29 protein-coding genes are annotated in these 26,523 nt (G+C 71.8%); 22 read left to right on the top strand and 7 right to left on the bottom strand.

What is annotated here, in order from left to right; translation table 11 throughout:
• Positions 1–28: 28 nt before the first annotated feature.
• The 3 genes from RS82_RS09935 to RS82_RS09925 all read right to left on the bottom strand — a co-directional run bounded on the left by RS82_RS09935 (position 29) and on the right by RS82_RS09925 (position 2,918).
• Complete coding sequence (locus RS82_RS09935) at positions 29–691, bottom strand: response regulator (protein WP_045298905.1); 663 nt, start codon at positions 689–691, stop codon at positions 29–31.
• A complete protein-coding gene (locus RS82_RS09930) occupies positions 688–1,899 on the bottom strand; it encodes a sensor histidine kinase (protein ID WP_052676775.1) in 1,212 nt (403 codons plus the stop codon). Before RS82_RS09930 ends, RS82_RS09935 begins: the two co-directional genes overlap by 4 nt.
• A 95-nt stretch (positions 1,900–1,994) precedes the next feature.
• The gene (locus RS82_RS09925) at positions 1,995–2,918 is read right to left on the bottom strand and encodes a 5'-3' exonuclease (protein ID WP_045298903.1); all 924 of its coding nucleotides are present in this window, start codon (positions 2,916–2,918) and stop codon (positions 1,995–1,997) included.
• 225 nt (positions 2,919–3,143) lie between these two features.
• On the opposite strand from RS82_RS09925, the gene RS82_RS09920 reads away from it, so the two are divergent.
• Genes RS82_RS09920 through RS82_RS09905 form a run of 4 tightly spaced genes read left to right on the top strand, consistent with a single transcriptional unit; the run spans position 3,144 to position 7,529 of the window.
• A complete protein-coding gene (locus tag RS82_RS09920; RefSeq protein ID WP_045298901.1) occupies positions 3,144–4,055 on the top strand; it encodes a hypothetical protein in 912 nt (303 codons plus the stop codon).
• Positions 4,052–5,314 (top strand): acylneuraminate cytidylyltransferase, encoded by a 1,263-nt coding sequence (locus RS82_RS09915; RefSeq protein ID WP_045298899.1) that lies wholly within the window; start codon positions 4,052–4,054, stop codon positions 5,312–5,314. Before RS82_RS09920 ends, RS82_RS09915 begins: the two co-directional genes overlap by 4 nt.
• Positions 5,311–6,183: an N-acetylneuraminate synthase family protein gene (locus tag RS82_RS09910; protein ID WP_045298896.1), complete on the top strand. Its 873-nt coding sequence runs from the start codon at positions 5,311–5,313 to the stop codon at positions 6,181–6,183. The genes RS82_RS09915 and RS82_RS09910 overlap by 4 nt, the downstream gene beginning before the upstream one ends.
• On the top strand, positions 6,180–7,529 hold the full coding sequence (locus RS82_RS09905; RefSeq protein ID WP_052676774.1) for a DUF6716 putative glycosyltransferase: 1,350 nt from the start codon (positions 6,180–6,182) through the stop codon (positions 7,527–7,529). The genes RS82_RS09910 and RS82_RS09905 overlap by 4 nt, the downstream gene beginning before the upstream one ends.
• Here RS82_RS09905 and RS82_RS09900 read toward each other — a convergent pair.
• Together RS82_RS09900 and RS82_RS09895 are read right to left on the bottom strand one after the other, a co-directional pair.
• Positions 7,448–7,927: a hypothetical protein gene (locus RS82_RS09900; RefSeq protein WP_052676773.1), complete on the bottom strand. Its 480-nt coding sequence runs from the start codon at positions 7,925–7,927 to the stop codon at positions 7,448–7,450. The two genes, RS82_RS09905 and RS82_RS09900, sit on opposite strands and share 82 nt — an antisense overlap.
• Before the next feature lie 290 nt (positions 7,928–8,217).
• On the bottom strand, positions 8,218–8,736 hold the full coding sequence (locus tag RS82_RS09895; RefSeq protein WP_157005505.1) for a hypothetical protein: 519 nt from the start codon (positions 8,734–8,736) through the stop codon (positions 8,218–8,220).
• Positions 8,737–9,058: 322 nt separating this feature from the next.
• Between RS82_RS09895 and RS82_RS09890 the strand changes: the two genes are divergently transcribed.
• The 7 genes from RS82_RS09890 (at position 9,059) to RS82_RS09860 (ending at position 13,174) form a co-directional block, all read left to right on the top strand.
• Positions 9,059–9,424 (top strand): hypothetical protein, encoded by a 366-nt coding sequence (locus tag RS82_RS09890; RefSeq protein ID WP_045298891.1) that lies wholly within the window; start codon positions 9,059–9,061, stop codon positions 9,422–9,424.
• Positions 9,425–9,473: 49 nt separating this feature from the next.
• Entirely contained in the window at positions 9,474–9,839 is a 366-nt protein-coding gene (locus RS82_RS09885) for a TraR/DksA family transcriptional regulator (RefSeq protein WP_084695559.1), read from the top strand.
• 1 nt (position 9,840) lies between these two features.
• Positions 9,841–10,281: a YchJ family protein gene (locus RS82_RS09880; protein WP_045298888.1), complete on the top strand. Its 441-nt coding sequence runs from the start codon at positions 9,841–9,843 to the stop codon at positions 10,279–10,281.
• Positions 10,282–10,320: 39 nt separating this feature from the next.
• On the top strand, positions 10,321–11,097 hold the full coding sequence (locus tag RS82_RS09875; protein WP_045298886.1) for an isocitrate lyase/PEP mutase family protein: 777 nt from the start codon (positions 10,321–10,323) through the stop codon (positions 11,095–11,097).
• Between the two features lie 61 nt (positions 11,098–11,158).
• Positions 11,159–12,253, top strand: coding sequence for an NAD(P)-binding domain-containing protein (locus tag RS82_RS09870; protein WP_045298884.1), 1,095 nt, complete (start codon positions 11,159–11,161; stop codon positions 12,251–12,253).
• A 10-nt stretch (positions 12,254–12,263) separates the two neighbouring features.
• On the top strand, positions 12,264–12,476 hold the full coding sequence (locus RS82_RS09865; protein WP_045298882.1) for an SCO4848 family membrane protein: 213 nt from the start codon (positions 12,264–12,266) through the stop codon (positions 12,474–12,476).
• Positions 12,477–12,529: 53 nt separating this feature from the next.
• The gene (locus RS82_RS09860) at positions 12,530–13,174 is read left to right on the top strand and encodes an NAD(P)H-binding protein (protein ID WP_045298880.1); all 645 of its coding nucleotides are present in this window, start codon (positions 12,530–12,532) and stop codon (positions 13,172–13,174) included.
• A gap of 1 nt (position 13,175) precedes the next feature.
• Here the strand turns inward: RS82_RS09860 and RS82_RS09855 are convergent, their stop codons facing one another.
• Positions 13,176–13,469: a DUF503 domain-containing protein gene (locus RS82_RS09855; RefSeq protein WP_045298878.1), complete on the bottom strand. Its 294-nt coding sequence runs from the start codon at positions 13,467–13,469 to the stop codon at positions 13,176–13,178.
• Positions 13,470–13,523: 54 nt separating this feature from the next.
• On the opposite strand from RS82_RS09855, the gene RS82_RS09850 reads away from it, so the two are divergent.
• From RS82_RS09850 to RS82_RS09820, 8 genes are all read left to right on the top strand, one after another.
• Complete coding sequence (locus tag RS82_RS09850) at positions 13,524–14,573, top strand: zinc-dependent alcohol dehydrogenase family protein (protein ID WP_045298876.1); 1,050 nt, start codon at positions 13,524–13,526, stop codon at positions 14,571–14,573.
• Between the two features lie 115 nt (positions 14,574–14,688).
• A complete protein-coding gene (locus tag RS82_RS21345) occupies positions 14,689–14,856 on the top strand; it encodes a hypothetical protein (RefSeq protein ID WP_157005503.1) in 168 nt (55 codons plus the stop codon).
• A gap of 2 nt (positions 14,857–14,858) precedes the next feature.
• Entirely contained in the window at positions 14,859–15,638 is a 780-nt protein-coding gene (locus RS82_RS21040) for a PH domain-containing protein (protein ID WP_084695558.1), read from the top strand.
• A gap of 278 nt (positions 15,639–15,916) precedes the next feature.
• On the top strand, positions 15,917–17,365 hold the full coding sequence (gene rpsA / locus RS82_RS09840; RefSeq protein ID WP_045298874.1) for a 30S ribosomal protein S1: 1,449 nt from the start codon (positions 15,917–15,919) through the stop codon (positions 17,363–17,365).
• 121 nt (positions 17,366–17,486) lie between these two features.
• Positions 17,487–18,056, top strand: a complete 570-nt coding sequence (locus RS82_RS09835; protein ID WP_245619574.1) for a GIY-YIG nuclease family protein — start codon at positions 17,487–17,489, stop codon at positions 18,054–18,056.
• A 103-nt stretch (positions 18,057–18,159) separates the two neighbouring features.
• A complete protein-coding gene (locus tag RS82_RS09830; RefSeq protein WP_045298869.1) occupies positions 18,160–18,813 on the top strand; it encodes a hypothetical protein in 654 nt (217 codons plus the stop codon).
• Positions 18,814–18,912: 99 nt separating this feature from the next.
• Positions 18,913–20,586, top strand: a complete 1,674-nt coding sequence (locus RS82_RS09825; RefSeq protein ID WP_045298867.1) for a sensor histidine kinase — start codon at positions 18,913–18,915, stop codon at positions 20,584–20,586.
• A complete protein-coding gene (locus RS82_RS09820) occupies positions 20,583–21,749 on the top strand; it encodes a hypothetical protein (RefSeq protein ID WP_045298865.1) in 1,167 nt (388 codons plus the stop codon). The genes RS82_RS09825 and RS82_RS09820 overlap by 4 nt, the downstream gene beginning before the upstream one ends.
• Before the next feature lie 30 nt (positions 21,750–21,779).
• Here the strand turns inward: RS82_RS09820 and RS82_RS09815 are convergent, their stop codons facing one another.
• On the bottom strand, positions 21,780–22,523 hold the full coding sequence (locus RS82_RS09815) for a response regulator transcription factor (RefSeq protein ID WP_045299176.1): 744 nt from the start codon (positions 22,521–22,523) through the stop codon (positions 21,780–21,782).
• A gap of 505 nt (positions 22,524–23,028) precedes the next feature.
• Between RS82_RS09815 and coaE the strand changes: the two genes are divergently transcribed.
• The 3 genes from coaE to uvrB all read left to right on the top strand — a co-directional run bounded on the left by coaE (position 23,029) and on the right by uvrB (position 26,508).
• A complete protein-coding gene (gene coaE, locus RS82_RS09810) occupies positions 23,029–23,652 on the top strand; it encodes a dephospho-CoA kinase (protein ID WP_045298863.1) in 624 nt (207 codons plus the stop codon).
• Between the two features lie 27 nt (positions 23,653–23,679).
• Positions 23,680–24,345, top strand: coding sequence for a hypothetical protein (locus RS82_RS21650; protein ID WP_045298861.1), 666 nt, complete (start codon positions 23,680–23,682; stop codon positions 24,343–24,345).
• 81 nt (positions 24,346–24,426) lie between these two features.
• The gene (uvrB, locus tag RS82_RS09800; protein WP_045298859.1) at positions 24,427–26,508 is read left to right on the top strand and encodes an excinuclease ABC subunit UvrB; all 2,082 of its coding nucleotides are present in this window, start codon (positions 24,427–24,429) and stop codon (positions 26,506–26,508) included.
• Positions 26,509–26,523: the final 15 nt, after the last annotated feature.

The raw sequence follows: 26,523 nt of genomic DNA, 5'->3' as shown, positions 1-26,523 counted from the left end.
TGCTCTCGGGGGAGTACCGCAGCCGCGATCACCGGGGTTGTGAGCCGACGAGCCCCGATTCGTACGCGACGATCACGAGACGCACCCGATCCCGGGCGTAGAGCTTCTGCATGATGCGCGACACGTGCGTCTTCGCGGTGAGCGGCGAAAGATGCAGGCGGGCGCCGATCTCGTCGTTCGTCAGCCCTTCGGCGACGAGGCGCAGGACGTCGACTTCGCGCTCGGTGAGGGTCTCGAGGAGCCGGGGATCGGGGATCGCGCGCAGGCCCGACGCGGCCCGGTCGAGCAGCGTGCGGGTGACCCCGGGGGACAGGAGCGCGTCGCCGGCGGCCACGGCGCGGACCGCGCGGATGAGGTCGGCGGGCTCGGTGTCCTTCACCAGGAACCCGCTGGCGCCGGCGAGCACCGCACGGATCACGTACTCGTCGAGTTCGAAGGTGGTCACGATCACGACCCGCACACCGGCCAGGTCAGGGTCGGCGGCGATCTGCTCGGCGGCCCACAGGCCGTCGCCGTCCGGCATGCGGATGTCGACGAGCGCGACGTCGACGTCTGTCGTGCGGAGCGCGCGCAGCAGCTCCTGGCCGCCGGATGCCTCCGCCACGACCTCGATGCCGGGCTCCGAGTCCAGGAGCGCCCGGAACCCTGCCCGCACGAGCTGGTGGTCGTCGGCGAGGGCCACCCGGATCATGCCGCGCCCTGCCAGGGAAGACGCGCGACCACGGCGGTGCCGCGTGTGCCGCTGTCGACGGTCAGGAAGCCGCCCGCGAGCTCGGCGCGCTCGCGCATGCCGCGCAGGCCCCCGCGCTCGGACGCGGTCGCGGGGATGCCGGCACCGTCGTCGGCGACCGTGAGGACGAGGTCGTCGGCGTCGTGCTCGACCGTCACCGTGGCGTGCGAGGCCGCCGAATGGCGGACCACGTTGGTGAGCGCCTCCTGCGCGATGCGGTAGGCCGTCGTCTGCACCGCGCTGGGCGGCGTGTCTCCTGCGAGGCGGTCGTCGAGCGCGACGCTCAGGCCCAGCCCGGTGCGGCCGGCGACGAGGCCGGGCAGCTGCGCGAGCTGCGGCTGCGGCGTGAGCGGCGCGGTGTCGGGCGCGCCGATCTCGTCGCCGCGCAGGAACGCGAGCACGCCGCGCACCTCGTCGAGGCCGGTCGCGCTGAGGGTGCGGATGTTCCCGAGCGCCTCACGTGCCCGCTCCGGCTCGCGGTCGAAGAGGTGCAGCCCCATCCCGGACTGCACGGCGATCTGGCTCAGCGAATGCGCGAGCACGTCGTGCAGCTCCCGGGCGATGCGCGAGCGCTCCTCCTGCTCGGCGGCGCGGCGTCGCGCGACCAGCTGCGTGCGGCGCTCCTCGGCGCCGCGGATGCGCGCCTTCACTCCCTCGCCGACGACGAAGCACAGCGCGAGGCCCACGGTGGCGAAGGCGATGCGCGCGGGGTGCCACGACACACCGACGAAGTCCGCCCCGACGACGACGCCGAGCCAGGCCACGCCGACCGAGACGAGCGCCCATACCCGCGCGCCGCGGACGACGGCGCCGACGATCGCGAAGACCAGGGCGACGGGCGGCGGCCCGCCCACGGGCGCGATCAGCAGGTCGACGCCGCTCAGCGCGGCCACGGCCGCGACGGTGGGCCCGGGCAGTCGCCGCGCCGCCAGGAGGAGGAGAGCGGATGCTGCGGCCAACGTCAGGCTCGTCGCCGCGGCGGCGACGGGCACGCGCTGCCACCACGACAGCGCGATGGTGCCGGGCACCTGCACGAGGAGCGAGACGAAGACCGGGACGAGGAGCACGACGGCCGCCGGTGGGTGAAAGCGCGGGCCGAACTCGTCGGTGCTCGAGGCGCGGAGCCGGTGACGGCTCGCACTCGGATCGTGACGCACGGGCCCGGGCATGCGCACGATGCTACGCCGCGCCCCTCTGTGAGGAATCTGACCGCGGGAGCCCCGCGCGTACTCCCCGGGGAGTACGCGCGGCGCGCGCGAAGGGGTCAGACGGTGTCGAGGGCGTCGATGATGCGGTTCATCGACGCGCCCAGCGCCCACTGCTCAGCGAGGGATGCGGCATCCGCCTTGCCCGGCTCGGTGAGTGGTCGCAGACGCGGGTCGGGCACGTCGAGCGGGAGGTCGCGCACGACGGCCACCACTTGAGGCGCGACGGCGAGATAGGGCAGGCCCGCGAGCAGCTTGGAGCGCACGCCCGCGGACATGCCCTCACCGAGCTCGGCCGCGGCGAGGATCCCGGCGAGATCGCCGTGGGTCGCCAGGAGCCCGGCGGCGGTCTTCTCGCCGATCCCGGCGACGCCGGGCAGCCCGTCGGACGAGTCACCCCGGAGTGTGGCGAAGTCCGCGTACTGCGAAGGAAGGACGCCGTACTTGGCGACCACGGACGCATCGGTGAGCACCTCGAGGTTGCTCATGCCGCGCGCGGTGTAGATCACGCGGACATCGCGCTCGTCGTCGACGAGCTGGAAGAGATCGCGGTCGCCCGTGACGATGTCGACCGGCATGGTCGCGGCGGAGGCGAGGGTGCCGATGACGTCGTCGGCTTCGTGGGCGGTGGCGCCGACGATGCGGATTCCGAGGGTGTCGAGCGCCGCGCGGATGACGGGAACCTGCACCTCGAGCGGATCTGGCACCTCTTCGACGTCGGGTCCGCCCGCGACGACCTCGGCGACGCGATGCGTCTTGTAGGTCGGGATGAGGTCGACGCGCCACTGCGGTCGCCAGTCGTCGTCCCAGCATGCGACGAGGTGTGTGGGGCGGTAGGTCGTGACGAGCCGCGTGATGATGTCGAGGAACCCGCGGACGGCGTTGACGGGTGTGCCGTCCGGCGCGCGGACGGTGTCGGGCACCCCGTAGAACGCGCGGAAGTACAGGGATGCGGAGTCGAGCAGCATGAGGCGGTCGGTCACGCGTTCATCCTGGCATGCGCCGCCGACGTGCACCCGGGCCACGTGAACGCGACGGCCGGTGGCGCGAGCGGCCCGGCCGCAATTCTCACGCGCCCCGCTACCCTCCGTTCACCTGCCGGACCAGCCGCGGTCGCACGGCGGGACCCATCGCGTTCACGTCCGCCGCTCACCGTGGGGAGACAGCGCTGGGCCCGATCGTGAGGCCCAGCCGGGAGGAGGCGCCGCATGGGTCGCGAGGAAGTGCTGGCGTGGGTCGAGTCGCCGCTGCAGCTCGTCGGCGCCGCGGAGTGGGCGGCAGCCCACCGCGTGACGATCCCCGTCGCGGGACGGCTGACCCCGCAGATCTCGGCCACCGCGGACGAGCTGCTGTCGCGCGGCGCGCAGTTCGGCGAGCTCGAGCCGTATCTCGGCATCCCGTGGAGCCTGCTCGCCCGCCACCGTCACTGGCTCGTCGGCGACGGCTTCTCGGGTCAGTTCCGGCTCGCCGCCTCGGTGCTCCGCCCGGGCCGCATCACCTTCCTCGACGACGGCGCCCACGCGGTCGCGTACGCCGACACGCTGCTCGGTCGCCGTCCGTACGCCCGCCCGAACATCGCGGAGCGGGGACTCACCACGATCGTCGCTCCGTTCGCCGCCGAGCTGGTGCATCGCCGCGCCGCCGCGCGTCGCGCGGGGATGTTCACCGCGTTCGACCTCGGCGCCGACCGCCTCGACGCGCTCGCGGACCACGGGTTCGGCATCCGTCGCCACGACTTCTCGTGGACGCGTCGGAGCGCGCCCGCCTCGCCCGAGCTCGGCCGCCGCGTCGTGCTCGGCAGTGCGCTGCCGGTCGATGGACGGATGCTGCTGCTCGACTATGTGCGGTGGGTGCGGGATGCCGCGGCCGACGGCGCCGTGTATCTCCCGCACCGTCGCGAGACGGCCGAGCAGCTGGACGCGGTCTCGACCGTGCCGGGCCTGCGCATCCACCAGAGCGGACTGCCCGTCGAGCTCGTGCTCGCCGGCGCCCGTGGTCCGCTCGACGTGCACACGCTGCCGTCGAGCACCACGACGACGCTCCCGCTCGTGCTCGAGGGCACGGGAGCGACCGTGCACACGGGACGCGCCCGGCGCTCGGCCCGGACGGGGGCGGCATGAGCGAGGTCGTCGCCATCATCCCCGCGCGCGGAGGCTCGAAGGGCGTCCCGCGCAAGAACCTGCAGCGCGTCGGCGGTGTGCCGCTGGTCGCCCGCGCGGTCGACGCTGCGCGGCGCTGCTCCGCGATCGACCGGGTGGTCGTGACGACCGACGACGCCGACATCGCGGCGGTCGCGGCCGAGTGGGGTGCCGAGGTCGTCGAGCGTCCGGCCGACCTCTCCGGCGACCTCGCGAGCAGCGAGAGCGCACTCGTGCACGCCCTCGAGACACTCGAGGCGCGCAAGGTCGACGTCGGCGTCCTCGCGTTCCTGCAGGCGACCTCGCCGTTCATCGACGTCGACGCACTCACCGCGGCCGTGCAGCTCGTGCGCTCGCGCCGCCGCGACAGCGTCTTCTCGGCCGTCGAGACGTACGGCTTCCTGTGGGAGAAGGGCGTCGGCAGTGCCGCTGAGCCGATAGGCCACGAGATCGACGTGCGCCCGCGTCGCCAGGACCGCGAACCGCACTACCTGGAGACGGGCGGCTTCTACGTGATGCGGGCGGCGGGGTTCCGCGCGGCGAACCACCGCTTCTTCGGCAGCGTCGGCATCGCCGAGGTGGCGCCGCGGACCGCGATCGAGATCGACACCCTCGACGAGCTGGAGCTTGCGCGCACGCTCGCGCCCCTCGTCGACCGCGATGCGTTCGGCGCCCGCGCGGGGGCGATCCCCGTCGACGCCGTCGTGACCGACTTCGACGGCGTCCACACCGACGACACCGTGCACGTCGACCAGAACGGCGTCGAATCCGTCACCGTGAGCCGATCCGACGGCATGGGGGTCGGGATGCTGCGAGCCGCCGGCATCCCGTTCCTCATCCTCTCGACCGAGTCGAACCCCGTCGTCACCGCCCGAGCGCGCAAGCTCGGCGTGGACGTGCGACAGGCCGCGGCCGACAAGGCGGCCGTGCTGCGCGAGTGGGCCGACCAGCAGGGCATCCCGCTGGCGCGGATCGCGTACCTCGGAAACGACGTCAACGATCTGCGGTGCCTCGAGCTCGTGGGCTGGCCCATCGCCGTTCCCGACGCACACCCCCTCGTCCTCTCCAGCGCGCGCGTCGTGCTCGACCGCCCCGGCGGCGCCGGCGCGGTGCGCGACCTCGCCGAGCGCGTGCTCACCGGCAGGTCGGCGACGGCGGTCGCCACCGCGCTCCGGCCCTCCGTCGCGCCGGTGCGAGCCGCAGCATCCGATCACCCCGCAGCACCACAGGAGGCCTCATGACCGTCACCATCGGATCCCGCGTCGTCGGGGGCGGACGCCCCGCGTACGTCATCGCCGAGATCGGACTGAACCACAACGGCGACGTCGACCTCGCGAAGCGACTCATCGACGTGGCGGCCGACGCCGGCGCCGATGCGGTCAAGTTCCAGAAGCGCACCCCCGAGATCGCCACGCCCGAGCACATGCGCGACATGCCGCGCGACACCCCATGGGGTCGCATGACATACCTCGACTACCGGCGCCGCGTCGAGTTCGACCGCGAGCAGTACATCGAGATCTCCGATCACGCACTGCTGCGCGGCCTCGAGTGGTTCGCGTCGCCGTGGGACGTGCCGAGCGTCGCGTTCCTCGAAGACCTGGGCGTCGTCGCGCACAAGGTCGCGTCCGCGTCGCTCACCGATGTCGAGCTGCTCCAGGCGCTGCGCGACACCGGCAAGCCGATCATCCTGTCGACCGGCATGTCGACGATCGACCAGATCGACGCCGCGATCGACGTCCTCGGCACCGACCGCCTCGTGCTCCTGCACGCGACCTCGACGTATCCGATGGAGCCGGAGGAGGCCAACCTCCGCATGATCCCGGCGCTGCGTGACCGCTTCCCGGGCGTGCCGGTCGGCTACTCCGGCCACGAGCGCGGCCTCCAGATCTCGCTCGCGGCCGTCGCCCTCGGCGCCGTCGCGGTGGAGCGGCACATCACGCTCGACCGCACCATGTGGGGCTCAGACCACGCCGCCTCGCTCGAGCCCGCGGGCCTGCAGCACCTGGTGCGCGACATCCGTGTCATCGAGGCGGCCCTCGGCGACGGTGTGAAGCGCGTGTACCCGGGCGAGCTCGCGCCCATGGCGAAGCTGCGTCGCGTTCCCGCGTGAGTCCCGGCACGTCAGACGACCGGCGGCCGCGCGTCGTCGCGATCGCCGATACCGACTCCTACGTGAAGTGGGCGGCCGCCCTCCTCGGCGGAGTCGGAGAGCGATGGGATGCCTCGCTCCTCGTGCTCGAGACGCCGCTCGTGGTCAGCGACGCCCAGCTCGCCTCCGCGCTCGGCGGGAGCGGGCTGGGGGAGGACCGCGTCGAGCGGATCGCGTACGCGGTCCTGGCGGCCCGGCTCGCCGAGCTGCGGGCGGACGTCGTCGTGATCGGGGCACGCGGACCGCTCGTGCGCGTGCTCGCCCGCGGTCTCGCGGCTCTCGAGCCGCGGCCGGTCGTGGTGACGGGGCTTCCGGGCATCTCGATCCCCGCAACGCGCAAGGCCGTCGTGTACCGGCTGCAGTCCGACCTGTTCGTCGTGCACTCGCGCCGCGAGGTGCGGGAGTTCGGCGCGCTGTCGGCTCGCACCGGGTACGCGCACCGTTACGCCCTCGCGACGCTGCCGTTCGCCCGGGGTGCCGTGACGGCCGGCGGCACCCGCCCGGATGTCGAGGGCACCGACCTCGTGTTCGCCGCCCAGGCGAAGGTCCCGGCCGAGCGGGAGGACCGGCTGCGCATCTCGCGCATGCTCGTGCGCGCGGCCGCGGCGGATCCGTCACGGCGCGTCGTGGTGAAGCTGCGGGCCGCGTCGGGCGAGCACCAGACGCACGCCGAGCTCGACGGTTACCCCGAGCTGCTCGCCTCGCTCGGGCCGCTGCCGGCGAACCTCGTCACCTCGACGCAGTCGATGGGCACTGCTCTGGCGACGGCCGGGGGACTCGTCACCGTGAGCTCCACGGCGGCGATCGAGGCGATCGCGCGCGGTATCCCCGTCATCGCCCTCGACACGTTCGGCGTCTCACCGCGCCTCATCAACGAGACGCTCGCCGATGCCGACCTGCTCGCGAGCGAGGAGGACGTCGTCGCACGGCGGTTCCGGCATCCGGATCCCGAGTGGCTCGACGAGAACTACTTCCACGCCCCCGAGGCCGACGACTGGACCGCGCAGGTCGACGCGCTGCTCGCGCAGCGGTCGGCGGGGCGGCTTCCGGCGCGCGCGGCTGTGGTGCGCCGCGGCGGGGCGCTGCGCGACGCGTGGGAGCGAAAGGTCGCCCTCGGCCGCAGTGACACGTCCGCCTCGGGCGCCGTCGCCTACGCCGTAGGTGTGCCGCTTCGCGCCGTGGCGCGGCTGGCGAAGCGGGCGCGCCGCCGGCTCGCCGGAGCGGTTCAGCAGCCGGGGCCGGTCGGATCCTCGACGCAGGTGCGGTCCACGAGCGCGGTGCGCACCTCGACGACCCGTACGCCGTAGCCGGCCGCCTCGGCCCGGACCACGCCCGGAACCGTCCGCCACGTGCCGCTTCCGAAATCGACGGATGCCTCGTACTCGACCGTCACCGACACCGGATACGTCCCGCGGGCCCGGTACGCGTGGCTGGTCGCGGTCGGCGTGAACTGCCCCTGCCCGAGCGCCGTCCACGACGCGCCCCCCGTGCTCGCGCGCGTGGTCGTGCCGTCGCCGTTGTCGAACACGTAGGCGACTGGGACGAACCGCACCGTCACGTCCCAGCCGAGGACCGTGCCCGGGATGCGCTGCTCGGATGCCGAGGCCAGCAGGTTCGTCGGCATGCCGACCACGCCGAAGCCGGCGGGCTCGCCGCCGAGCGTCGGCTGCGCGGGCCGGAAGGAGGCGAGATCAGCGAGGGTCACGTCCGGCGGGCCGGCGACGACGTAGTTCTCACACCGGTTGAGCGGGCCGCAGTCCTCCGGCTCCGCAGGCGCTTCGGGCCGGGGGGCAGCGCCTGGGTTGGATCGAGGCTCATTGTCGACTGCTTCACCGCCAGAGCCTTTTTGTGTATCAGTGCCGGACACGACCGCTTCCTTGTCCGTCGTGTACGAGCAGAGGCCCGCTTGCAGCTGGGAGGCTGTGCAGCCGTTGGATGTAGCGGATCCCATGGCTGGCGCGAGTGACAGTGCGAATGTCGTGATTGCCGCAACTATCAGCATGTCTGATCGTCCGCCACGGCGCTCGCGGACACTGCTAGACCGTCGTTGATTGGGGTGAACACGATCTCGAGTGCCAGGACAGGGGGTCTGTCCGAAGGGGTGACGTCGGTGCCGTCAGAATCCACGACGCGAGAGTTGGAGACGTCGAGACATACCACCGCAGTGACCTCACCCAGATCGTTCGCGAAGTTCGTTCCAGCGAATCGGGTCATTTCTGCGTCGCCGACGATCGAGCGTTCTTGCTCCGCGAGGATACTCTGCGTGTCCAGTTCCGACTCCAGTGCCTGCCCGATCAGGAAGTCGGTCGGGGACGGAGTTGCTGCGGGATCCGCATGTCGCGCGTTCAGCGCATCGACGTACGCGCGGTACGTCTCCTCCGCCGCCGCGAACGCTTCTTCCTCGCTCGAGAACGCGGGAGTCGGCGTGGGTTCCACCGGCTCCGGTGTGGTGCACCCGGCGAGGGCGAGTGCGAGCAGCCCGCTGAGCACTGCCGCCGTCACCCGAGTCGTCACGCCCCCACGGTAGCCGCCGGCGTCGACGCTCCGACCGAGTTATCCACAGCGCGTGCGAAGAAGCCGGCGATCGCGTCCGGGGGGTGTCGCGGATCGCCGGCTCCGGGCGGGTCGGTGAGACCGCCCCTCGTGCCCTCCGGGCGTCGGGCACGAGGGGCGGTCCCGGGCGACTCATCGCCTGCAGGGGTTTCGCGGAGGGGACCGGGATTCCCCTTCACCGCGATGCGTCCAGGCTAGAAGGCCGTCCTGGGAGATCCCTATCGCCGGGCCATACGAACGCCGGGCGCTGGCCGTGCAGCCGCTGGGCTGTCATCATGACGCCATGCGCCTCGCCGGACCCGTCGCCTCGTTCGTGCTCGTCGCCTCGCTCGCCGCGCTGAACGGCTGCGCGTCGTCCCAGCCCGTGATCGCGCCGGTCACCCGCGAGGTAGGCGACCTTCAGGGCCAGACCGTCGAACTCGAGGTCGGGCAGGTGCTGAACATCGACACCGGCGACCTCGCCGTCGACAGTTACAGCGGCGTCGTCTCCGATCCGTCCGTCGCGGAGTTCACAGCTGGTCGCGAGGAGGGCGGTGCGACGTACAACCCGGGGGTCGAAGGGCTCGCCGAGGGATCGACGAAGGTGGTGCTGTCGAACGAGGACGGCGGCATCCAGGACGTCACCTTCACCGTGGAGGTCGCCGGCTGATGCGGCACGGCTACGGCCGGGAGCCGGCATCCGGGCGTAGTCTCATGCGATGACCTCCGCCGCGAGCCGGACCGAGCTTCGTGGGCTCCTGGACGAGCTGCACGACGCGGCCATGGTGCGCATCGCCGCGATCGACGAGACCCTCGAGGAGCTGCGCGCCGATCGGGGCTCCGACGTCGCCGACGACGAGCACGACCCCGAAGGCGTGACCCTGTCGGGGGAGTGGTCGCGGGCCGTCGCCCTCGAGGAGGCCGCACGCCGGGAGATCGCCGAGATCGACGAGGCCGTCAGGCGCTGGGAGGACGGCACCTACGGCGTCTGCGTCGACTGCGGTCGCGGGATCCCGATCGCGCGTCTTCGCGTGCGTCCGTTCGCGACCCGCTGCGTGTCGTGCGCCGAGAAGGCCGGCGTCTGACGTGTCGTTCGGCGCCGCGGCATCCCGTGCTGCCCGTGACGGCTTCCCGCGCGTCGCGGATGCGGATCCCTGTCCGTGCGGCAGCGGCGATCGCTTCGACGGATGCTGCGCCCCCGCGCTTCGCGGAACACCGGCTCCGACCGCTGAGCGCCTGATGCGCTCGCGCTACACGGCATTCGTCGTCGGCGACGCCGTGTATCTGCACGACACCTGGCACCCGGGCACGCGCCCCGCAGAGCTGACGCTCGACCCGCAGCAGCGCTGGAGCGGGCTCGAGATCGTCGACGCCGTGGATGGGGGCGAAGGCGACCAGCGAGGTGTCGTCGAGTTCCGCGCTGCCTGGCGCCACGGCCGCGACCGCGGCGTGCTGCGCGAGCGGAGCCGCTTCGTGCGGCAGGACGGGCGCTGGTGGTACCTCGACGGCCGGATCGATCCGACCTGACCCGTCCCGAGGGTCCCGAGCGCCGATAGCGTGGCAACCATGACCACTCAGGCTGAGAAAGCACAGACCCTCGCCCGACTGCACGCCGCCCCCGAGATCCTGCGCGTGGTGAACGTGTGGGACGCGGTGTCGGCCCGCACCGTCGCCGCCCTCCCCGAGACCCGCGCCATCGCGACGGCCGGCCACTCGATCGCCGCGACCTTCGGCTACCCCGACGGGCAGATCCCGCTCGAGACGATGCTCGACATGGTCGGCCGCATCGTCGAGGCCGTCGGCGACCTGCCGGTGAGCACCGACCTCGACGCAGGGTACGGCGATCCGGGCGAGACCGTGCGTCGCGCCATCGGCAAGGGCGTCGTCGGCGCCAACGTCGAGGACCGCCTCGTGCCGCTCGCCGAAGCCGTCGCCAACGTCGAGGCGATCATCGCGGCCGGTGCCGCGGAGGGCGTGCCCTTCGTCCTGAACGCCCGCACGGACGCGTTCGTGCGCGCCGGCAAGCGCCCGCTCGAGGAGTCGATCGCCGACGCGATCGAACGCGGCCGCGCCTACCTCTCCGCCGGTGCCGACCTCGTGTTCGTGCCCGGCATCCTCAACGCCGACATCACCCGGCAGCTCGTCGAGGGGATCGGCGAGCGCAAGATCAGCGTGATCGGCCTGCCCGGCGCCCTGTCGGCGAGGGAGTACGAGGCGCTGGGTGTCGCCCGCATCTCGTACGGCCCCATGACGCAGCGCGTCGCCCTGACAGCGCTGCAGGATGTCGCCGCCGAGCTCTACGCGGACGGCGTCATCCCCGCCTCCACGCGCGCGCTGAACTGACCCGTACCTCGTCCGATCGGCCCGCGGGAATCCCCGCGGGCCGATCGCCGTTGTGCCCGGCATGGAGGCCGCACCCGTCGACGTCGTCGTGATCGGCGCGGGGCAGGCAGGACTTTCCGCCGCCTATCATCTGCAGCGCCGCGGCTTCGTCCCGCTCGAGCGCGCGGACGCCACGGATCAGACCTTCCTCGTGGTCGACGCGAACCCGGAGCCCGGGGGAGCGTGGCAGCATCGCTGGCCCTCGCTGCGCATGGCGACGGTGAACGGCATCCACGAGCTGCCCGGGTTCGCGGTGCCGCCGGCGGATCCGGCGGCCGCGAGCCGCGACATCCTTCCCGCGTACTTCGCGGAGTACGAGGACCGCTTCGCTCTCGACGTGCTCCGGCCGGTGCAGGTGAAGGCGGTGCGCCGCGCCGACGACGACCCCAGCGGCCGGCTGGTGGTGGAGACCGACCGCGGCGCGTGGGCCACGCGCTTCGTGATCAACGCGACGGGTACGTGGACGCGTCCGTTCTGGCCGCGGTACCCCGGTCAGGAGCGGTTCCGCGGACGGCAGCTGCACGTCGGCGACTACGTCTCGGCCGAGGAGTTCCGCGGCAAGCGCGTCGTCATCGTCGGCGCGGGAGTCTCTGCGGTGCAGCTGCTGGACGAGATCTCCCATGTCGCCGACACCTTCTGGGTGACGCGCCGCGAACCGGAATGGGCCGAGGAGGACTTCGACATCCCGGCCAGGGTGGCCGCCATCGCCGGCGTCGAGGATCGCGTCCGCCGTGGCCTCCCGCCCGGCAGCGTCATCTCGGTGACCGGCATGCACTGGACGCCGTGGGCGCGGGCCGCCGAGGCGCGCGGCGTGCTGGTACGGCATCCGATGTTCGCCTCGATCGAAGAGGACGGGGTCCGCATGCCCGACGGCGCGTTCGAGCGCGCCGACGTCATCCTGTGGGCCACCGGGTTCCGGCCCGCGCTCGACCACCTCGCGCCGCTGCGCCTGCGCACGCCCGAGGGCGGATTCCGTGTCGAGAACGGGCGCTCGATCGACGAGCCGCGCCTGTTCCTCATCGGCTACGGCCCGTCGCAGTCGACGGTGGGTGCGAACCGCGCGGGCCGTGACGCGGTCCGTGCGATCGTCGCCGATCCCGTCGCGCTCGCCGCCTAGGCTCGAGGGTGTGACGCTGCTCGCCGTACTGCTGTTCCTGAACGCCGCCTTCAACATCCTGGTCTGGCCGACGTTCTACCGCCGGGTCGCGAAGGACCCCCGCGCCCACGATGCGCAGGGCAAGGCGACCCGCTTCCTCGTCGTGCACGCGGTGCTCATCGCCATCGCGCTGGCGCTGGCGGCGGCGTCCGTCATCGCGGGCATCGCCGCGCTCGTCGCGTGATGCGCGACACAGCGGCCGCGGCGTAGCGTGGAGCGCACGACGAAGGGGGACTCATGGCCCGCATCCTGATCTTCGGCGGCCACGGCCGGGTCGCGCTGCTGCTGGAACCGCTGCTCGCGGCGCAGGGGCACACCGTGACGGCCGTCATCCGCAACGCCGACCACGAGGCCGATGTCGCCGCGACCGGCGCGCAGCCGCTCGCGGCCGACATCGAGGCGCTCGATGTCGGCCAGCTCACGAACATCGTCGCCGGCAACGACGTCGTGATCTGGTCCGCGGGGGCCGGCGGCGGCAACCCGCTGCGCACATATGCGGTCGATCGCGATGCCGCCATCCGCTCGATGGAGGCCGCTCTGGCCGCCGACGTGCTGCGCTACGTGATGGTGTCGTGGATCGGCTCGCGGGCCGATCACGGCATCGCGCCGGACGCGTCGTTCTTCCCGTACGCCGACGCCAAGTGGGCGGCCGACGCACATCTCGCCGCGAGCGCGCTCGACTGGACCATCCTCGCGCCGGGTACGCTCACGCCGGATCCGCCCACCGGGCGCATCGCGCTCGATCCGGATGACGGCGGCGCTGTCGCGCGTGCCGACGTGGCCGCGGCGATCGCCGCGACCATCGCGGACGACACGACGATCGGTCGGACCATCCGGTTCGGCGGCGGCGACGAGGTCATCGGCCACGCGATCGCGGGCTGAATCAGTCCTCGCTGGAGTGCAGGCCGCGGCGGGCCGAGAGCAGGGTCACCTCGGGGTGGTCGGCGACGAGGCGCTCGGCGTGGTCGAGCACGTCGCGCACGTGCGACGACCCCGACGCCACGATCGAGACGCCGATCCTGGCTCGGCGATGCAGGTCGTGCTCGCCGACCTCGGCGGCGGCCGCCTCGGTGCGCCTGCTCAGCTCGGCGATGAGCGGGCGCAGCACGCTGCGCTTCTCTTTGAGCGAGCGGACGTCGCCGAGCAGCAGGTCGAACTCCATCCATCCGATCCACATGGGTCCATCGTGCCAGCGGCCTTCGGCAGGCGCCCGCCGTTCTAGGCTCGTGTCATGCGCGCCACCGTCATCCACGCTGCCCGGGACATCCGTGTCGAGGACGTCCCCGACCCCGCCCTGTCCACCGGCGCCGACGCGATCGTGCGCGTCGTGGCCGCCTGCGTGTGCGGCTCCGACCTGTGGCCGTACCGCGGCGTCACGCCCACGCCCGAACCGCACCGCATCGGCCACGAGTTCGTCGGCATCGTCGAGGAGGTGGGCGCCGACGTCGAGGTGGTGCGCCCCGGCGACTTCGTGATCGCGCCGTTCTACGTATGCGACGGCACCTGCGCGAACTGCCGCAACGGCGTGAGCACGTCGTGCCTGAACGGCGGATGGTGGGGCAGCGACGACCGCTTCGGCGGCTTCGCCGACGGCGGCCAGGGCGAGCGCGTGCGCGTCCCGCTCGCCGACGGCACCCTCGCCGTCGTTCCGGGGCCCGTGGCCGATGCCGAGGTCCCGGGCCTGCTGACCCTCAGCGACGTCATGGGGACCGGCCATCACGCCGCGGTCTCCGCGGGCGTCGGTCCGGGCGATTCGGTCGCCGTCGTGGGCGACGGCGCAGTCGGCCTCTGCGCGATCATCGCGGCCAAGCGCCTCGGAGCCACCACGATCATCGCGATGTCGCGGCACCCGCAGCGGCAGGCGCTCGCGCGCGAATTCGGCGCCACGCACGTCGTCGAGGAGCGTGGCGACGCCGGCGTCGAGGCGGTGCGCGCGCTCACCGGCGGCATCGGGGCCGACCGCGTGCTCGAGTGCGTCGGCACCAAGGAATCGATGGACCAGGCGCTGCGCTCGACGCGCCCCGGCGGGATGGTCGGCTACGTCGGCGTGCCGAACGGCGGACCCGAGCTGCCGGTACGGCAGATGTTCAACCGCAACGTGGGCGTGAACGGCGGCGTCGCACCGGTGCGCGGCTACATCGAGGAGCTGCTCCCCGACGTCCGTTCGGGCGCGATCGAACCGGGCCGCGTGTTCGACCTCGAGCTCCCGCTCGAGGACGCCGCGGAGGCCTATGCTGCGATGGACGAGCGCCGCGCGACGAAGGTGCTGCTGCGGCCCTGAGTGCGTCTCGCGGCCCGTCGGCACACGGGGCCGCGATTCGCGACGCGCCCGCGCGCCTGCGTGTGGGAGGGTGTTCGTGCGGTAGAACAGCAGGAAGTCGAAGGGAACCCGGACCGTGAAGCTGATCAAGCGCATCGTCGTGGTGCTCGTCATCGCGTTCGCGGCGTTCTACCTCATCACCCGCCCGCAGGACGCGGCGAACGCGGTGCAGGGCGCGGTCGGCGCCGTCTGGGGCGCCGGTGTCGCCGTGGTCGACTTCTTGACGGCTCTCGCACAGGGCTGAGCATGTTCGATCCGCGGATCGAGAAGCACCTGATCTCGGATCAGGGAGAGCACGTCGTCGACGAGGTCCGCAAGCACTGGGCCGCCACGGTCTCGGCGGTGCTCGAGTTGTTCGGCGGCATCGTCGTGCTCCTTCTCGGCTTCTTCGTGCCGGCGCAGGCGTGGTGGGTGCCGGCGCTGCTGGGCGGCGCGGTGACCGTGCACGCGATCTGGCGGATCTTCGAGCAGCACACCGACCGCTTCGTCATCACGAACATGCGGGTCTTCCGCGTGCACGGCATCCTGTCGCAGCGCATCGCGACGATGCCCCTCGCGCGGATCCTCGACATCTCCGTCTACAAGCCCCTCGTCGGCCGCATCTTCGGCTACGGCCACTTCGTGTTCGAGTCGGCCGCGCAGGAACAGGGGCTTCGTGAGATCAAGTACGTCGGCGATCCCGACCAGCGCGGTCTCACGATCCAGCGCGTGATCCAGCAGGCGGGCCTGCGCGGCGCCGCGGGTCGAGGCGACCAGTTCGCCGGTGCGCCGTTCGCTGCCCCGGCACCGCCGCGACCGGAGCCCCCGGCATCGATCACCGTCGTGCCGGTCTCCGACGACCGCAACCCGACCGCTCCGGTTCCCGATGTGCGGCACGGGTCCACGACATCGGGGTGGGACTGGCTCGCCGATGCGCAGCGCCGCGAGGATGAGCGGCTGGCTCAGCTGCGCGGAGAGGCCACCTCGTCGCCGGCGCCCTTCGACCCCGACCGCACGAACACCGCGCCGATCGAGCTTCCCCGCTGATCCGAGCGGGATGCCGAGGGCGAGGGACCGGGCATTTCGGGGCGATCGGGAACATCGCGAGCGACCCGGTCGTTCTGATACCCTGGAGCGTCACTCGTGTGGCTGTTTCGCCACGCCTGAGTGCCGGCTCGCGCCGGTGACCGGGCCCGCAAGGGTCCGAGTGGCATCGCAAGAAAATCCGCTTCGCCTCGGCTCGAGGCATCCGTTCGCGCTCGCGCGGGGGGAAGCCGCTGAAAGCCGGGGCCCGACACACAACCCCAACAAGGACAACCCACTACATGACTACCGCAACGACCGCCCCGGCCACCAAGCAGGTCGCGATCAACGACATCGGATCTGCCGAGGACTTCCTGGCCGCGGTCGAGAAGACCCTGAAGTTCTTCAACGACGGCGACCTCATCGAGGGCACCGTGGTGAAGATCGACCGCGACGAGGTCCTCCTCGACGTCGGTTACAAGACCGAGGGCGTCATCCCCTCGCGTGAGCTCTCCATCAAGCACGACGTCGACCCCAACGAGGTCGTCAAGGTCGGCGACGAGGTCGAAGCCCTCGTTCTCCAGAAGGAGGACAAGGAAGGCCGCCTCATCCTCTCCAAGAAGCGCGCTCAGTACGAGCGTGCGTGGGGCGACGTCGAGAAGATCAAGGAGAACGACGGTGTGGTCACCGGCTCCGTGATCGAGGTCGTCAAGGGTGGTCTGATCGTCGACATCGGCCTGCGTGGCTTCCTCCCCGCATCGCTCATCGAGCTCCGCCGCGTCCGCGACCTCACGCCGTACCTCGGCCAGGAGATCGAGGCGAAGATCCTCGAGCTCGACAAGAACCGCAACAACGTCGTGCTGTCGCGCCGCGCCCTGCTCGAGCAGACGCAGTCCGAGTCGCGCACCACGTTCCTCAACAACCTCCACAAGGGCCAGGTCCGCAAGGGCACGGTCTCGTCGATCGTCAACTTCGGTGCGTTCGTCGACCTCGGTGGCGTCGACGGTCTCGTCCACGTCTCGGAGCTCTCGTGGAAGCACATCGAGCACGCGTCCGAGGTCGTCGAGGTCGGCCAGGAGGTCACCGTCGAGATCCTCGAGGTGGACCTCGACCGCGAGCGCGTCTCGCTGTCGCTGAAGGCGACGCAGGAGGACCCGTGGCAGGTCTTCGCCCGCACCCACGCGATCGGTCAGGTCGCGCCGGGCAAGGTCACCAAGCTCGTTCCGTTCGGCGCGTTCGTCCGCGTCGCGGACGGCATCGAGGGCCTCGTGCACATCTCGGAGCTGTCGGGCAAGCACGTCGAGCTCGCCGAGCAGGTCGTGTCGGTCGGCGAAGAGGTCTTCGTCAAGATCATCGACATCGACCTCGAGCGTCGCCGCATCTCGCTCTCGCTCAAGCAGGCGAACGAGTCGGTCGACCCGCACGGCACCGAGTTCGACCCCGCCCTCTACGGCATGGTCACGGAGTACGACGAGCACGGCGAGTACAAGTACCCCGAGGGCTTCGACCCCGAGACCAACGCCTGGCTCGAAGGCTTCGACGAGCAGCGCGAGAAGTGGGAGCAGGAGTACGCCGCCGCCCACGCTCGCTGGGAGGCCCACAAGGCTGCCGTCATCAAGGCCCTCGAGGCCGAGGCCGCCGCTCCGGTCGAGACCGGCGCGTCCTCGTACTCGTCCGACAGCGGCCCCGCGGGCACGCTGGCTGACGACGAGGCCCTCGCCGCCCTCCGCGAGAAGCTCTCGGGTCGCTGATCCTGAGCTGAGCCGCCCGGTTCGCTGAACCGTCTGGTTCGAAAGGCCGTCACCACCGCTTCTGCGGGGGTGGCGGCCTTTCGCGTTTCCGGGCGTCGGAGGTCCCCGGTACCGTCGCTCTGTGCCAGTGAATCCTCACGCCGCGCGATGTCTCGTGGACGACGACGGCTGCCGCGGTCCCGTGGCTGCGGATGCGCCGGTCGCGCTGTGCGAGGCGCACCTCGCGGCGGCGGGGGAGTGGGCGGACGCCCAGTACGGCGTCACCGACGCGCTGCCCTCGCCGTGCCGGCTGTGCGGCTCGCGGCTGGGGGTCCGCTATCCGTCGGGCTGGCTGTGCGCGGTGTGCGAGTGGCGCTACGGCGACCTGCCCGACGACGACATCGCACCGCCGCGCGTCGACGTCGTGTACTACCTGCGCTACGACGACCGCGTGAAGATCGGAACGAGCGGGAATCCACGGCAGCGCTTCGGCGCCATCTGGCATGACGAGCTGCTGGCGTTCGAGCGCGGCGGGCGCGCGCTCGAGCAGCGGCGGCACGTGCAGTTCGCGGCGGATCGGTTCCCGGGCACGGAGTGGTTCCGTCGCTCCGACGCGCTCACCGCGCACATCGCCGTGCTCGCGGCCGGCGTCGACGATCCGTGGCAGCTGCATGCGCGGTGGCTGAGCGAGGCGCTCGCGGCACGCGGGTGACGCCGTACGCTCTGCGAGAACGAGGGAGGATCCTCCAGCACCTTCCGAGGAAGCGCGCCTAGCGTGAGGATCCACCCCGCACTCGCAGACGACGGAGCAGCACATGGGATTCCTCGACCGACTGTTCGGAAGCACGGATGACGCGCGCCAGGCGCCGCCCGTTCCGCAGAACCGCTACGGCGCCCAGGGGCCGGGCATGCAGCCGCCCCGGAGCGAGGACGAGATCGCCATCGAGCGCTACCGGTACCTGCTCAAGACCGCGCCGCCCGAGACGATCGAGCAGGTGCACGCCGAGGCCTTCGCGAAGCTGACGGAGCCGCAGCGCCAGCAGGTGCTCGCCGAGCTCTCGGCGGGGCTCCCTCGGCAGGAGCAGCCGCGTTCGACGGATCCGCGGGCGATGGCCCGCGCGGCGACCCGCGCGGAGTACACCGACCCCGGTTTCATGGAGCGCACGCTGGGTCCTCAGCGCCAGGGTCCTTCCTTCGGCTCCATGCTCGGCTCGTCGATCCTCGGCACGGTGGTCGGCTACGTCATCGGCTCGGCTCTGGTGAGCTCGTTCCTGGCGCCCGGCTTCGCCGACGACCAGGGCTACGAGGACGCCTCCACCGCCGACGGCGGCTCCGGCGAGACGGGCCCCGCGGACGCGGGCGCCGACTCGGGGGCCGGCTGGGGCGGCGACCCGGGCTCGGGCTGGGGCGGCGACGCCGCAGCCGGCGACATGGGCGGATTCGGGGACTTCGGCGACTTCGGCTTCTGACCCGGCGCCGGGCGATCGGGCCCCGCGTTCGCGCACCCGGTGGGCGGCGCCGAGCGCGCCGTTCGGGCGCAGGGGTGCGGCATCCGTTACCGTCGCGGTATGAGCGCCGCGACGCCGGGCGAGCCGGGAGCGCCTGCGGCGCGATCCCGCACGGGCGGGACCGCGCCGGAGGGAGCCGACCGCACGCGCGGTCGCACCGCGATGCTCAACCAGCTGCTGCTGACCGCAGTGGTGTTCGTCCTCGGGGTGCTCGTGGCGATCGGGCCGTTCGGCGGCGAGCAGCTGCTGTTCTTCCTGGGGGTCGTCCTCGTGGTCGCAGTGACGGCCGCCACGCTCGTGGTGCCCTGGGGTCGCCTGCCGTACGGGTGGGTCGCCGTGGTTCCCTCCGTCGACATCGTCGCCATCACCCTCATGCAGATCGCAGCGCCCGACACGGTGCTGGGACTGCTGTGGATCTTCCCCGCGACCTGGCTCGCCGGCGGGTTCGGGCTGCTCGGGCTGTTCGGCGTGATCGTGGCGATCGCGGGGATCGTCAGCGTGCTGACGGCGCTCAGCGCCACCGAGGTCACGTACCGGACGTTCCTGCTGCCGCTCGTGATCGTCGCCGTCGCCGCCACCAGCCACCTCAACGCGCGCCGGTCGGACGCGCAGCGCATGCTGCTGGCCAAGCAGTCGGCACTGCTGGCGAGCGTGCTCGCGCGCACCCGGCGTCAGGAGCAGGTCGTCACGGAGGTGCTGGACGCCGTCGACTTCGGCGTGGTGCGGATGGGCACGAGCGGCCGCGTCGCGGTCACGAACGAGGCCCACGGCAGGCTCCTGCAGGGGTTCGAGCTCGACCCCGACGGCATCGAGGTGCCGGCCTTCCGCGATGACGGCACCTCCCCGCTGCCGCCCGACGAGCTCCCCCTCGAACGTGCGCGCCGCGGCGAGGCGTTCGACGACCAGGTGGTGTGGTTCGGGGCAGAGCCCGGACCGCGCCGGGCGCTCACGATCACCGCGCGTCGCCTCATCGATCCCGACGGCGCCGACGCCGGTGCCGTGGTCGTCTCGCGCGACGTGACCGCCGAGCTCAGCGCCCTCCGCGCGCGCGACGACCTGGTGGCCTCGGTGTCGCACGAGCTGCGGACGCCGCTCACCTCGATCCTGGGCTATCTCGACCTCGCCATCGAGGATCCCGACACCCCCGACGCGGTGCGCGCCAGCCTCGACGTGGCCGAGCGCAACGCGGAGCGACTGCTGCGCATCGTGGCCGACATCCTCGCCGCGTCGAGTTCGTCGCCGTCGTCGGTCGAGGCATCCCTCGCCCCTCAGCTCCTCGATGCGCGAGACCTCATGCGCGGCGCGGCGGCCGACGCCCTCCCGCGGGCCGCCGCCCGGGCGATCACGATCGACGAGACGGGCCTCGAGCCCGCGACCGCGTGGGCCGACCCGCTGCGGCTGCGGCAGGTCGTCGACAATCTCGTGTCGAACGCCATCGCCTACAACAAGGACGGCGGCACGGTGTTCGTCGGCACGACGACCGACGGCACGTCGAGCTGGATCCTGGTGCGCGACACCGGCGTGGGCATCTCGGACGCCGACCGTTCGCGTCTCTTCCAGCGCTACTACAAGGCGGGAGGCGAGCGCAGATCGGGTACCGGCCTCGGCCTCGCGATCACCCGCGACATCGTGCGCGCGCACGGCGGCGAGCTCGCGCTCCACAGTGCGCCCGGCGTCGGCTCCACCTTCATCGTGAAGCTGCCCGCGGTCGCCCCGGAAGGAGAAGAAGGATGACCCTCGATCTGGCGAGCGTGCTCATCATGACCGCTCTGGTCGTCAACGTCAGCGGCGTGCTGTTCATCCTCGAGACGCTGTTGCGACGGGACGAGGGCGCGGGGCGCATCTGGGCGATCGCCTTCCTCGCGGCGATGCTCACCACCCTCGCGTACACGATCTGGGTGCAGTCGGAGGGCGCGTGGTGGGCGATCGCCGTCGGCAACGCGGCGTTCGTCGCGGGCACCGGCTGCATGTGGCTGGGATGCCGCCGCTTCAACGGGCGCGACATGCGCTGGTCGGCGATCCTCGTGGCCGTCGCGGTGACCGCCGCGGCCGCGGCCGTCGCCGTCGAGGGAGGGGCAGGCGGCGACTGGGCGGGCGCACTGTGGATGTTCGTGCCGCTGCTCGCCTTCGCCGGCGCAGGGGCGGTGGAGTGCCTCCGCGGCGACATGCGGGAGTCGCGGACGGCGTGGGTGCTGGGGGCGGTCCTCGGATTCCAGTCGCTGTACTACGTGTCGCGCACCACGGCCTTCGTGACCTCCGGCCCCGACAGCGCGCTGTTCGAGACCGCGTTCGGCACGATCAGCACGAGCTACCTCACCGTGACCCTCACGATCGTCGCCGTCGTCGTGACCTCGGTGCTCCGGGCGAGCCGTGCTCCGATGCGCGGGTACCTGCGAGAGACCCGGGCCGTGGACGAGGAGCAGGGCATCCTCACCGAGGGCTCCTTCGCTGTCGTGCTCGAGAGCATGTGCCGGCGTGCCGAGCGGCGCCTGGAGCCGATCGCGGTGACCGCCGTGCGCCTGGACGACCTCGACCAGATCTCCACGGCGTTCGGCAGCGACGTCGCCGGGGCACTGGCGGCGACGTGGCGCACCGGCGTGCGCGACCACGCGCCGACGAACGCCGTCGTGGGGCAGGACGGCCACACCGGGCTCGTCGTCGGTCTGGCTGTCTCGTCCGCGCAGGAGGCGCGCCGGCAGGCGGGCGCGATCTACCGAGGCCTCTTCGACGACCTCGGCAAGGTCGGCGGGGGAGTGATCCCCGTTGTCGGCGTCGGCGTCGCGCTCAGCGAGACGGCCGGCTACGACTCCGCCGAGCTCATCCGCGTCGCGCGCGAGGCGGCGAGCCGCGCAGCCGCGAACGTCGAGACGTCGGTGCTCGTCGACGAGGGCGAGTAGCGGCATCCGTGCGCCGCCGCGGAGCACGTGTCAGGCGGTGAGCCGATAGCCGACGCCGCGGACGGTCTCGATCCACCGGGGCTGCGAGGGCGACTCGCCGAGTTTGCGCCGGAGGTTCGCCATGTGCACTTCGATCGCGCGGGCGTCACTGTCGGAGACGAAGTCACTGACCGCGTACTGGTCGCCGCGGAGCATCAGGGCGAGATCGGACTTCGCGCGCACGCGCCGGCCCGCCATGAGCAGGTCGGCGAGGATGTCGAACTCGCTGCGCGTCAGCTCGACATCCTCGTCGTCGACGGTGACGAGGTGCGTCGAGGCGTTCAGGCGCAGCCCGTGGTGCTCGATCCACACGCCCTCGGGCGGGGCGTTCTCGCTCTGGCCGTCGGGGTCGGCCGGCGCCACGTGCCGCGGCCGGCGCAGCATGGCGTCGATGCGGGCACGCAGCTCGCGCGGACGGAACGGCTTGGCGACGTAGTCGTCGGCCCCCGCCTCGAGGCCCTGGAGGGCGTCGATCTCCTCGGTACGGGCGCTGAGCATCACGATGTAGGTCGAGCTGATGGCCCGGATGCGCTTGGCGGTCTCGAAGCCGTCCATGCCGGGCATGTTCACGTCGAGCGTGGTCACCAGCGGACGGTGCTCGCGAACGAGTTCGACGCCGTCCGCGCCGTTGGCCGCGCCGTGCACCTCGAAGCCCGCCTGGGCGAGCACGGTCGACAGGAGAGAACGGATGTCTTCCTCGTCCTCGATCACCACCGCGACGCGCGCTTCTTCCACCGATGCACCCTCCGGGTCCGGTGCCGTCGACGGACCATGGACGTCGGTCATGATATCCCAGAACGCGCTTCGGAACGGGTGCGGCAGGCCGTCGACGATCACGGAATGCGACCGTGGGCGGCTCGGGCCAGGTGCCTCTGCTCGCGGGCGTCCGCAGCCCCGCCGGTTGGACGGGCCGCGCGGAGGGCGGGAGTCTTCCCCACGACCCGCCCTGCGCGCGTCCTCCGTGCACGGACCAGGGCCGCAATCGTCCCCACGCACGCGGCCCTTCCGTACCTCAAGACGATCCGGCTGGTGCAGCGGGGCGGTGCCGCGTCGGGCGCCACGATGTCGCGTCCGGCGTTCATCTCCCGCCCTCCCCAGTGCCACACGGGTGGATCTGTCCTTCGGGTGCCCCGAGGCTACCTCCGGTGCCTCAACGCCCGCTCAGGCCCGCCTCAGGAACCGCGCAGGCTTGCAGGGGACCGCGCCCCGCCGCTTCAGTGCGGCGTGGCATGCTCGAACCATGCCGCTCGTCGCCCTCACCGGAGGCATCGCCTCGGGAAAGTCCACGATCGCCCGTCGTCTCGCGGAGCACGGCGCCGTCGTCGTCGACGCCGATCAGCTGGTCCGCGAGGTGCAGCAGCCGGGCTCTCCCGTGCTGGCTGCGATCGCCGAGACCTTCGGGGAACGGATGCTGCGCCCCGACGGATCCCTCGATCGCGCGGCCCTCGGCAGCCGGGTGTTTGGCGACGAAGCGGCGATCGCGCAGCTCAACCGGATCGTCCACCCCGCCGTCCGAGCCGAGTCGGCGCGCCGCTTCGAGGAGGCGTTCGCCGCCGATCCCGACGCTGTCGTCGTCTACGACGTGCCGCTGCTCGTCGAGGCGCGTGTCGACGACCCCTGGCAGCTCATCGTCGTGGCGCACGCGCCCGAGGACGTCCGCCTCGGGCGCCTCGTCGAGCTGCGCGGCATGACCGAGACGGACGCGACCGCCCGCCTCGCGTCGCAGGTGCCCGACGACGCGCGCCTGCGGATCGCCGATGTCGTGATCGACACCGCGGGTTCGCTCGAGAGCACCCGGCGCCAGGTCGACGCGCTGTGGGACTCGCTCGACGAGCACGTCGCGCAGCGCACCGCACGAACGTAGCCTGGAGACGGATCGAGGAGGTACCCGATGGCCGTGTTCTCGAGGTTCCGGCGCCGCAAGACGCCCTATGGTGCGACGACCGACGAGGAGCGCATCGCGCGCTACGTCTATCTCCTCAACACCCTCCCCGCGTCCGTGATCGAGAGCGCCCATGCGTCGGCCTTCGCCGACGTGCCTCCGGAGCGCCGGCGCGAGATGTTCGAGCGGCTGCGGCCGTTCCTCGCGGAGTCGGAACGCGATGCCGCCGCCGAGGATCCGACGGTCATCGCGCGGCTGGTCCGCCGAGCCGAGGAGCACAAGGCGCGCCGTGGCGAGAGCAGGGGAGCGGATGCGGCGGCCGCGGCCGTGACCGACCCCGCCCGCACGGCGGTCGACGCCCTGGACCGCGACCCGCGCGACGACGTCGATGTGCGCTCGATGCTCGTGAACGCCGGCGCACTGATCATCGTGGCGAACCAGTTCCTGCTGTCGAGCTCGGTGGCCGCGTACTACACCGTCGGTGCCGGATCCCTGCAGCTGGGCGACGGTCCCGCATGGATCGGCGACACGTACGACCCCGGCTCGGGCGGCTACGACGGCGGTGGTGGCGGGTTCGACGGCGGCGGCGGGTTCGACGGGGGCGGTTTCGGCGGCGGATTCGACGCCGGGGGCTTCGGCGGCGGGTTCGACGGCGGCGGGGGCTTCGGCGGCTGAGTCCCGCGCGGACAGCAGTCCGCGGCATCCGCTGGTCGCGAACGCCGCCCCGATGTCGGGGGTCGCGCCTACGCTGGATTGGTGCAGACCACTCGATCCGTGCGGCCGTTCGAGGTCGTGAGCGAATTCGCGCCGTCGGGCGACCAGCCCCAGGCGATCGCCGAGCTGGCGGCGCGCATCAACGCCGGCGAGACCGACGTCGTGCTGCTCGGCGCGACCGGCACGGGCAAGTCGGCGACGACGGCGTGGCTGGTCGAGGCCGTCCAGAGACCCACCCTCGTGCTGGCCCACAACAAGACGCTGGCCGCGCAGCTGGCGAACGAGTTCCGCGAGCTCATGCCGCACAACGCGGTGGAGTACTTCGTCAGCTACTACGACTACTACCAGCCCGAGGCGTACGTCCCGCAGACCGACACCTTCATCGAGAAGGACTCATCCGTCAATGCCGAGGTGGAGCGGCTGCGCCACTCGACGACGAACTCGCTGCTCAGCCGCCGCGATGTCGTCGTGGTGAGCACGGTCTCGTGCATCTACGGCCTCGGCGCGCCCGACGAGTACCTGCGGGCCATGGTGGCGCTGCAGGTCGGCGAGGTCTACGACCGCGACGCGCTCATCCGCAAGTTCATCGCGATGCAGTACAACCGCAACGACGTGGACTTCTCGCGCGGCAACTTCCGCGTGCGCGGCGACACCATCGAGATCATCCCGGTCTACGAGGAGTACGCGATCCGCATCGAGATGTTCGGCGACGAGATCGAGGCGCTGTTCATGCTCCACCCGCTCACCGGCGATGTGGTGCAGCGGCTCGACAGCGTGCCCATCTTCCCGGCGTCGCACTACGTCGCCGGCACCGAGACGGTGCAGCGCGCGATCGGCACGATCGAAGACGAGCTCGCGGACCGGCTCAAAGAGCTGGAGTCGCAGAACAAGCTGCTCGAGGCGCAGCGCCTGCGCATGCGCACGACCTTCGACCTCGAGATGCTGCAGCAGCTCGGGTTCTGCTCGGGCATCGAGAACTACTCGCGCCACATGGACGGGCGCGCGCCCGGCGAGCCGCCGCACACGCTGCTCGACTTCTTCCCCGACGACTTCCTCATGGTGATCGACGAGTCCCACGTCACCGTCCCGCAGATCGGGGCGATGTACGAGGGGGACGCCTCGCGCAAGCGCACACTCGTCGAGCATGGGTTCCGGCTGCCCAGCGCGCTCGACAACCGGCCGCTGCGGTGGGACGAGTTCAAGGACCGCGTCGGGCAGACGGTGTACCTGTCGGCGACTCCGGGCCGGTACGAGATGGGCATCGCCGACGGCGTCGTCGAGCAGATCATCCGCCCGACGGGCCTCGTCGACCCCGAGATCGTGGTGAAGCCCTCGAAGGGGCAGATCGACGACCTGCTCGAAGAGATCCGCCTCCGCGTCGAGCGCGACGAGCGCGTGCTCGTCACGACGCTCACCAAGAAGATGGCCGAAGAGCTCACCGACTTCCTGGGCGAGCACGGCGTGCGCGTGCGCTATCTGCACTCCGACGTCGACACGCTGCGCCGTGTGGAGCTGCTCAGCGAGCTGAGAGCGGGCGTCTACGACGTGCTGGTGGGCATCAACCTGCTGCGCGAGGGCCTCGACCTGCCCGAGGTCTCGCTGGTGTCGATCCTCGATGCCGACAAGGAGGGGTTCCTCCGCAGCGGCACCTCGCTCATCCAGACGATCGGTCGCGCGGCCCGCAACGTCTCGGGTCAGGTGCACATGTACGCCGACAAGGTGACCGATTCGATGGCCAAGGCCATTGAAGAGACCGACCGGCGTCGCGAGAAGCAGATCGCTTACAACACCGCCAACGGCATCGAACCCCAGGCGCTGCGCAAGCGCATCGCCGACATCACCGAGGTGCTCGCGCGCGAGGCGTCCGACACCGATCGGATGCTGCGGGGCAAGGCGGCAGCGAAGACCAAGTCCGGTGTCGGCAAGAGCCCGACCCCCCAGCTGCGGCGCGAGGGCATCGCGGCCGAGGGCGCGGAGCAGCTCGAGGCGACGATCGCCGACCTCAGCCAGCAGATGCTCGCGGCGGCCGGCGAACTGAAGTTCGAACTCGCCGCGCGGCTGCGCGACGAAGTGCAGGACCTCAAGAAGGAGCTGCGCGCCATGGAGCGCGCGGGTCACGCCTGAGGCCGCGCCTTCGAC

Source organism: Microbacterium trichothecenolyticum (assembly GCF_000956465.1).
Classification (GTDB): domain Bacteria; phylum Actinomycetota; class Actinomycetes; order Actinomycetales; family Microbacteriaceae; genus Microbacterium; species Microbacterium trichothecenolyticum.
Note: the sequence above shows the minus strand (reverse complement) of the source record. Positions and strands in the feature narration are given on the sequence as shown.